We start from the raw sequence: 8,533 nt of genomic DNA, 5'->3' as shown, positions 1-8,533 counted from the left end.
GTACCTGACGCGCATCCGGCCCTTGTGGACAAGGAACTTTTCACCAAGATTCAGGCTGAGATAAAGCAGCGCGCACCCGCTATCATGCACCCGCGCGAAGTGGCAAGCGACTATCTGCTTTCAGGAATGGTCTACTGCGGCAAATGCGGGGCCAAGCTGGTGGGCAGTTCAGCCAAATCCGGCAAGTTTTTTTATTACGCCTGCCAGAATTACCTGAAGCGCGGCAAAAACATCTGCGACTGCCATTTCATACCCCGCAAAAAACTGGAAGGCGCGGTAATCGCCCAGTTGCGCGAGCGTGTCATTACCACGAAGCATCTAGGCATGCTTGTTCGGGACACAAACGAAGAACTGCTGGCTAAAAAGGGGACACTGCGGGAAAGGGTACATGAACAGGAGCTAAAGATTATCGAGGTCAATAAACGCCTGCAAAAGCTCTATAATGCGCTGGAAACCGGTCAGGTAGACCTTGGGGACCTCGCACCGCGTATAAAGGACATCAAGGGGCAGCTGGATACCCTTAACGGGGTTAAAGCGGCGCTTGAGGCAGAATTGGCCAAGGAAACGATAAACGTGTCGGAGAAGGAACTTAAGGACTATGCGGAGGAACTGCGCGGCTTTCTTAACGGGTCTTCGATAACGGAGACAAAATCCTTCCTGCGGGCTTGGGTGCAGCGTATAGACCTGGACACGCCGGACGGAGGCCATGTAAAATACAAACTGCCCATCGCGCCGGGCGCTAAATGGGCAGAAGTTCTATCTTTAGGAAAAGCTGGCTCCCCAGGCAGGACTCGAACCTGCGACACTTCGGTTAACAGCCGAATGCTCTACCAGCTGAGCTACTGGGGAATATTTCCTACCGTTCCAGTATAGCAAAAAAATACTTTTTTGCCAACTTCAGACGCTCAATCCCACCACATTTTATAGGCCGGAAAACCGGCTTATCCGTTCCATACTGGCCAATGGGGTCCGACACGCTATAGGCAGGATGCCGCTTTCGTTGCTATCATTGAAGATAAACAATGACGGCGCAAATATCTAACAGCGCAATTTCCGGCGCGAATATAGCAATCATCGGCGGAGGGCCCGCAGGGCTTATGGCGGCCGGCCGGGCCGCGGAGCTAGGCGCGGCAGTAACGCTTATCGAAAAAAACTCCACGCCCGGACGCAAGCTCCTCTTGACCGGAGGCGGACGCTGTAACGTAACCAGCAGCTCTTCCCTCAAGCAATTCGTCGCGGCGTTCGGCGACAACGGAAATTTCCTGTACAGAGCGTTAGCTGCGTTCTCACCCGCCGAGTTGATAAAATTCCTCAAGTCGAGGGGCGTGCCGACCCGCACTGATCCAGACGGCAAAATCTTTCCTTCCAATGACAGGGCTTCTAGCGTGCTCGCCGCGCTGAAATCATTTGCAGCCGGATCCGGCGTAAAAATCCTTCACAATTCCGCTGCTGCCGAACTGCTCTGCGGCGACGCCGTGGTAATCGGCGTTAAATTGGCGAACGGAGATGTTATTTCCGCACAAAAAGTGATTGTCGCAACCGGAGGATTATCTTATCCTGAAACAGGCTCCACCGGCGACGGCTATGCGTTCGCCAGACAATGCGGACACACAATAGCCCCGCTAAAACCTGGGCTGATACCGCTTGAATCGGACGAATGGTTTGTTTCAAAACTGCAGGGGCTGGCTTTAAAAAACATCAGTATTACAATTATGGCTGACGGAAAAAAAACGCTTTCCGCCAATGGTGATCTGATATTCACGCATTTCGGCTTATCCGGCCCGCAGATACTGGTGTTGAGCGCGGCCGCGGTGGACGCGCTTGAGCAAAACCGCCGGGTGGATGTTTCGCTTAATCTCACGCCCGGCCTGACCGCCGAACAGTTCCAGGCCGAACTTCAATCATATTTTGCCCGCAACGGCGCCAAACTCTTTTCCTCATATTTAAAAGAAACGCTGCCAAAATCGCTTGCGGTTGTTATGGCCGGCCGCTGCGCCCTGCAACACACCCGCAAATGCGCAGGCATCACCGCCGGCGAGCGCGCTAAAATAGCGCGGCTGTTCTGCGATTTCAGAATGCATATTACCAAACCGCGCGGAATCGGCGAAGCCACCATAACGCGCGGAGGAGTAAGTCTGAGCGAAATTGATCCGCACACCATGCAGTCGCGCCTTGTGGACGGACTTTATTTCTGCGGAGAAGTGCTCGATCTGGCCGGGATAACCGGCGGATACAATCTGCAGGAGGCGTTTTCCACCGGCTGGCTGGCGGGCGAATCGGCCGCAGGATCAGGCTAACGCAAAATTGGTATACTGCCTGAAGCCGGGCGGAGGGATCCATGCGTAAAACAATATTGCTTTTTACAATTCTTATACCCTGCTTGTGCGGTTATGCGCGGGCCGAGGTGACATTGCGGGCGAAATGGTCGCCTATCGCGAATTTCGCGTATCAGGCCGACTGCCTGAGCAGTGACGCCATCAATTGCAGCCGGGAAAATTATGCCGCCTTATGGAACCGCAAATTCCTTGCCAACCCCGCCGACCGACAGGCTTTCAACACCTGGCTTGAACTGCGGCGCCGCTACACTTCGTCGGCTGACGTGTACAAATCCAAAAACACCGGCCGCAATCTTATCAATAAATGGCGCATAGCGGGCATGCAGGCGGCAACGCTGTCCGCATACAAAAAAAAACTGGCACAGCCGCTCGAACCCGCCGATAAGGCGGTAATGAATGATTTTGTGGACCGGTTTTACCCGAAATTCATGAACTGGTGGAAAGCCGAAGCGGATCCGGCCGGCGCGAATTATGTGGAAACGGTCAATTCGCTGCTTGATAATGCCGAGTTGCGGAAAAAACTTGCCCAGTTTGTGGCTTTTTACGAAGTGCAGCTACCGGACGAAACAGAGCTGCCCGTCATGCTGATCTACCGCGCGGCGGACGTTGGACAGCCGATGCTGCGCGGCGAGTATCTGGGCAATTACGCGATCGCCGAATTTAACAGGCAGGATGATCCGAAGCGAACTCTCGCCACTGTGGTTCACGAAACATGCCACTATTTCTACGCGCATCCGGGCAGGGAAAACGCCGGCCTGCTGCGGCAGAAATTCGCGGGCAGCGAAAATCCTGTGTCCACCCCTGCGCGCAACCTGCTTAACGAAGCGCTCGCAACCGCGCTCGGCACGGCAATGACCAACCGCAGTCTTATGGATGCCCGGTCTTTCAAAGCATTTTTCGCTCGCCCGCGCTCGTTTTACGAAGACGAATATATTGACCGCGCCACCAAAGCCGTTTTCGCGTTCATGGATCAGTGGCTCGCCCGCGGCCGGACCTTATTTCATGAGGATTTCGCCGACGGCTACATAAGCGTCATAGCCCGGGAATTCGGCGAGCGGCTGCCGCCCCAGCTGTATTTTCACAAGATGTTTCTGGTGGAGGAGGATTTCGGCGCGTCACTGGTTGACCCGATAATTGCCGCGATCCACCCGTCCGACTTAAGAGCGGCCCAGATTGACTGGTCCGTCAATAAACTGCCCGCCGAGCTAAAAACCGAACGCGATCTCAGCTATATGCTGGTGATGCATCCCGACAGCCTGCAACAGCTGAAAACCCATCAGCTGGTTCCGGCCGAAACGCTTCGAGAAATATCTTATCGCCTCAAGCAGGAACCGGACGCGGTTTACGTTTACCAGCGAGCGCCGTCGGTGTTCACCGTTGTGATAATCGCGCGGGATTATGAAACCGCCGTAAAAGGAATAGGGCGTTTTACCGCTCCCAAAATCATGTCCGCCGGAATGATTGACTGAACCCTGCCGCGATCTTACCCGGCCTCGACCGGGTGCGGGCTTATATGTTAACATTAGCATATGCGCACGCTCGCAGAAAAAACCGCTCCCGCTTCCCGCAGCCCCGGCAAACTGTTTGCCTGGTCGGCTGTTTTTTTTGAAAAGCTGTGGCTCCCGCTTGCCGGCATGGCGCTCGATATTATTCTTATCTCCGCCGCGTTTTATTACGCGTACAGCCTGCGCTTTCACTTCGGGCCGCTTGTGGCGCTGCTGCCGCCGCCGGCCATGCAGCCGTTTTCCGTGATATCCTCGAATTTCTACGCCATCATTCCGGTATGGCTGATGGTTTTTTATTACTCAGCGAAACTGTATTCGGATTTTGCGGTCAAACCGGAAGACGTTTTCGTGCGCGCCCTGCACGGCTGCCTGTTAAGCGTGATATTTTCATTCGCGCTCACTTTCATGCTCAAAAGCTTTGCGCAGTCCCGGCTGGTGTACGCGATGACTCTGCCGATCGCCACGCTGCTTGTTTTCGCAGGAAACATGACGGTGCGGCTGATCCGCAAATTCGCGCTCAAGCACTTCGGCTCCTCCCGAACCGTGTTGATAGTAGGCGGAGGAAAATCGGCTGAAACCGCGCTTGCGGTGCTGAAACGGATGGAGTTTCCCGACTGCCTCACTGCCGGGCATCTCACCAGAACCGAACTGCTGGACCTCACGCGCGAACGCGGCGTCAACAGCGTTATTCTGGCGAACGCCTCGTTCGATAAAAACGACCTGCTTGCCATCGCCGACCAGTTCGAGCTTCTGGGCGTTGAGCTTTTCATCGTGCCGAGCATGGTCGAAACACGGCTTGGCGAAGTGCAGTTAAACCACGCGTTCGGTATGCCGGTAATCCAGATTTATCATACTTCTTTTTTTGGAACGACCTACTACACCAAACGGTTTACCGATCTCCTGTTCTGCGCGCTGGTGGCGATATGCGGATTCATTCCGTTTGTACTGGTGGCGCTGCTTATCAGGCTGGGCAGCCGCGGGCCCGTCTTTTACAAACAGAAGCGGGTCGGGCGCAACGGGCGCATTTTCAACATCTATAAATTCCGCACAATGGTAGCCGACGCTGACCTGAAACTAGACCAGCTGTCCCACTTAAACGAGCGTGCCGGGCAGGTTTTCAAAATTAAAAACGATCCGCGCGTGACGCGCGTGGGCAAATGGCTGCGCCGCCTGAGCATTGACGAGTTCCCTCAATTCATCAACGTACTGCGCGGGGAGATGAGCATTATTGGGCCCCGGCCGCCTACAGTCGGCGAATATGAACAGTATTCCGAAACCGCGAAACAGCGCCTGCGAGTATTGCCGGGCATAACGGGGCTGTGGCAGGTGAGCGGCCGGGCGGATCTGGACTTTGACGAAATGCTGGTTCTGGACTTCTATTATATTGAACACTGGAGCCTCGGCATGGATCTGATGATAATGCTCCGCACCCCGTTCGCCATGATTTCCAGCCGGGGAGCTTACTAGCCATGGACAGTTCCGTTATCGAAGCCCGTTGCGACAGCACGGTATTTCTGGGCCTGTGCCTTTTCGCGCTTACGGTAAACCTGTCCGTGTCGCTGTGCGAAGCGGGAATTGTGACAGCCCTGCTTGCCCTGCTTTTCAAGCATCTTCACTTCAAAAAGTATCCCGCACCGGTCGAACCGGCAAGAACCGGCGCGCTGGCGTGGTCGTTTTTTTTTGGCGCGGCGGTTTTGAGCGCGGCTCTGGCTGCGGACGGAAAAGCGGCTTTCGGTTACATGCCGTCTGATCTGCTCAAATGCGCGGGTTTTTTCGTTTTTCTTTTCGCGTTGCGGGCGGACAGGCTGAGACAGCTCGCCTGGCTTTATCTCGCCGGTTCCTGCACGGCGGCGGTTTACGCGCTGTATCAGGTGTTTGCTCAAGGGCAGGCCAGAGGGCACGCCACCGTTCACCCGGTCACATTCGGCGAGCTGACCGCGATTGCGCTTACGCTGGCGGTATGCCTGCGCATCTCGTCCGCCGGACGCAAAGGACAGATCGCATACACAATAGTGTCCGGCGCGCTGATGCTGGCGTTGCTGTCCTCGATGTCGCGCGGCGCGTTTATGGGGCTTGCCGTAAGCATGGCCGTACTTTTCGCGCTTGCAAAAACCCGACGCGGCACGGTGGCAAAAACCTGCGCGCTGTTATTAGCTGTCACCGCGGGCTACATGCTGGCGCGGCCCGCCACGCTTGCCCGCTTCATCAATCCTGTGCGCAAAGCGGAAACCGCCGCCAGGCCAGCGCCGGAAGCGCCCACCGCCGACACCGGCACCAACAGCCGCCTTGCGCTGTGGCGCACGGGCCTTTTGATCTGGCGCGACAATCCGGTTGCCGGGATCGGACAGAACAACACCGCCCGGGAATTTGACCGCTACCACCCCGCCCCCATTGAAGGCCAGCACGGCTGGAGCAATGTGCACAGCCTGTATTTGCAGCACATGGTGGAACGCGGCACGCTGGGCCTGCTGGCGCTGCTGGGGCTGCTGGCGGCCTTGTGGGAGATTTCGCTGTCCGCGCTGGCAAAAACGGTTACTCCCTTCACCCTGTGGGCGGCCGCCATGCTGCCGGGGTTTTATGTGATGAACATAACCGAAACCTCGTTTCAGCATGCGGTGGTGGCGTTTGCCGTTCTTTTTGCCGTCGGCTGCGCGGCGGCCTCGGCGCGCGACTGACATGCCAAAACTTTCGCTGGTAATACCAACATTGAACAATGCGCTCCCGCTCGCGATTCTGCTCGACTCGGCGCGCCGCCAAACCCTGCCGCCCGATGAAATAATCGTAATAGACAGTTCGTCGGATGACGATACCGCCGCCATAGCCGGACATCGGGGCGCGCGGGTAATTGTAATACCGCGCGCGGATTTTGACCACGGCGGCACCCGCACCGCGGGCGGCAAAGCGGCATGCGGAGATATTGTGCTGTTCATGACGGACGACGCATTACCGGCAGACACCTGCTGTTTTGAAAAACTGCTCCTGCCGTTTGCGGATCCGGCGGTCGCGGCGGTTTACGGCCGGCAGCTGCCTGCGGAAAACGCCACTCCGCTCGCCAGCCATCTGCGGCACTTCAACTATCCGCCCAAGTCCTGCCGCCGTCGCTGGGAGGATCGCGCGCGCTGGGGCCTGAAAACGGCGTTTTTGTCAAACAGTTTCTGCGCGTACCGCAAAAACGCGCTGGCGCAGGCAGGCTGGTTCAGGGAGGACATCATAATTGCCGAAGACATGTGCGCCGGGCTGCAGCTGCTCAAACGCGGCGGCACGCTGTGCTATAACGCCGAAGCCTGCGTTTACCATTCCCACAATCTGCCGGTGCGGCGTGAATTTTCGCGCTATTTCGATATCGGCGTAATGCATGCGCTCGAAAAAGATGTGCTGGCCGAACTGGGCCGGGCCGAGGGTGAAGGCAAACGGTATGCGCTAAGCGCGCTGAGTTGTTTATCCGTATGGCGGTATCCGGAATTTTTCGCGCGGGCCGCGGCAAAATACGCTGGCTACCTGCTAGGGAAAAACTGCCGGCTGCTGCCGCGCGGGCTTATACTTAAACTGTCGCTCAATCCCGGCTGGTGGAGAAAATACGGAACCTAGCGCGCCGGCGGCAGATACGGCAGCGTACCCGCCAGCAGCCAGCACAGCCACAGCACAATAGGCAGATGCAGCAGCAGCTGCATGAAAGAATACCCCACCATATCGCGCGCCTTTATGCCTAAAATCGCCAGAACCGGCAGCATCCAGAACGGATTGACCAGATTGGGCAACGCCTCCGACGCATTGTAAATCTGCACCACCCACCCGAGATTGACCTGATGAATATTCGCCGCCTGCAGGATATACGGCGCCTCGATCACCCATTTGCTCCCGCCGGACGGCACGAACACGCCGATCACCGCGGAATAAACCGCCACCAGAACCGGATAAGTCGAATGCGTGGTGAACCTCACGAAAAGACCTGCCAGAAAATCCGAAATGCCCGTGCCGGTTATGATACCGAAAATAACGGCGTAAAACGGAAACTGGATCAGCACGCCGCCCACCGCCGGCACCGCGTTGCTCACGGCTTTGCCGAACCGTTTGGGCGTGCCGTGCAGGAACAGGCCGGCGGTGAGGAAGATCAGGTTATAGGTATTTAAATCCAGAGCGGCGAGCGCGCCTTTTTCCGAAGTGAGGAACTCGTGCAGCAGATACCACGCAAGCATAAGCCCGATCAGGACGCTTAGCAGAGGGCTGTATTCGAGCCATTCCCCGGGCCGTCTGCGCGGCTCCTGGTCAAAACTCTGCGGTTCGTATTTTATGCCGAATTGTTCTGCGGTTTTGGCGCGGGCGCCAGCGGGCGCGGACAGGTAAGCCAGCGCAACCGAAACAGCGATAAGGATAAACGCCGTTGCCATGCTCTGCCACAGAAAAAGAGTCTGCGCAAGCGGGATCACGCCGCCCACTTCAAGCAGTTTGGGCGGGATCGAACTTTTCGTCGCCATCATCAAAGCCGCCGAAGAAGACAGTCCGAACGCCCATACCGACCCCAGCCCCAGATAGGCCGCCGCGCCTGCGGCACGGTAGTCCATGCCTTTCACCCGGTGAGCCAGCTCCCGCACCAGAAGTCCGCTGAAAATCAGACTGAACCCCCACGACAGCAGCGAGGAAGCCATCGAAAAAAAAGCGACAAACGCCACCGCGGTTTTGGGCGTTTGCGGC

6 protein-coding genes and 1 tRNA gene are annotated in these 8,533 nt (G+C 56.8%); 5 read left to right on the top strand and 2 right to left on the bottom strand.

All coding sequences use genetic code 11. The features are described from left to right. Positions 1–773: 773 nt before the first annotated feature. Positions 774–849, bottom strand: a tRNA-Asn gene (locus tag PHW69_08940). A gap of 173 nt (positions 850–1,022) precedes the next feature. Between PHW69_08940 and PHW69_08935 the strand changes: the two genes are divergently transcribed. From PHW69_08935 to PHW69_08915, 5 genes are read left to right on the top strand one after another with little or no spacing between them, the layout of a single operon-like run. Continuing rightward, complete coding sequence (locus tag PHW69_08935) at positions 1,023–2,297, top strand: NAD(P)/FAD-dependent oxidoreductase (protein ID MDD4005308.1); 1,275 nt, start codon at positions 1,023–1,025, stop codon at positions 2,295–2,297. Positions 2,298–2,338: 41 nt separating this feature from the next. Then, positions 2,339–3,805, top strand: coding sequence for a hypothetical protein (locus tag PHW69_08930; protein ID MDD4005307.1), 1,467 nt, complete (start codon positions 2,339–2,341; stop codon positions 3,803–3,805). A 60-nt stretch (positions 3,806–3,865) separates the two neighbouring features. Further along, on the top strand, positions 3,866–5,308 hold the full coding sequence (locus PHW69_08925) for a sugar transferase (GenBank protein MDD4005306.1): 1,443 nt from the start codon (positions 3,866–3,868) through the stop codon (positions 5,306–5,308). A gap of 2 nt (positions 5,309–5,310) precedes the next feature. After that, positions 5,311–6,516 (top strand): O-antigen ligase family protein, encoded by a 1,206-nt coding sequence (locus tag PHW69_08920; protein ID MDD4005305.1) that lies wholly within the window; start codon positions 5,311–5,313, stop codon positions 6,514–6,516. Position 6,517: 1 nt separating this feature from the next. Then, the gene (locus PHW69_08915) at positions 6,518–7,429 is read left to right on the top strand and encodes a glycosyltransferase family 2 protein (GenBank protein ID MDD4005304.1); all 912 of its coding nucleotides are present in this window, start codon (positions 6,518–6,520) and stop codon (positions 7,427–7,429) included. Here the strand turns inward: PHW69_08915 and PHW69_08910 are convergent. Beyond that, positions 7,426–8,533 (bottom strand): TIGR00366 family protein (locus PHW69_08910; protein ID MDD4005303.1); only part of this gene is annotated, 1,108 nt, incomplete at its 5' end. The two genes, PHW69_08915 and PHW69_08910, sit on opposite strands and share 4 nt — an antisense overlap.

This window comes from Elusimicrobiaceae bacterium (assembly GCA_028700325.1).
Lineage (GTDB): Bacteria > Elusimicrobiota > Elusimicrobia > Elusimicrobiales > Elusimicrobiaceae > JAQVSV01.
This window is presented reverse-complemented; position numbering and strand designations above follow the sequence as displayed.

Excerpts from the sequence above, each read along its gene's own strand:
- PHW69_08935 (MDD4005308.1), top strand. The coding sequence starts at position 1,023 with ATGACGGCGCAAATATCTAACAGCGCAATTTCCGGCGCGAATATAGCA.
- PHW69_08925 (MDD4005306.1), top strand. The coding sequence starts at position 3,866 with ATGCGCACGCTCGCAGAAAAAACCGCTCCCGCTTCCCGCAGCCCCGGC.
- PHW69_08930 (MDD4005307.1), top strand. The coding sequence starts at position 2,339 with ATGCGTAAAACAATATTGCTTTTTACAATTCTTATACCCTGCTTGTGC.
- PHW69_08915 (MDD4005304.1), top strand. The coding sequence starts at position 6,518 with ATGCCAAAACTTTCGCTGGTAATACCAACATTGAACAATGCGCTCCCG.
- PHW69_08920 (MDD4005305.1), top strand. The coding sequence starts at position 5,311 with ATGGACAGTTCCGTTATCGAAGCCCGTTGCGACAGCACGGTATTTCTG.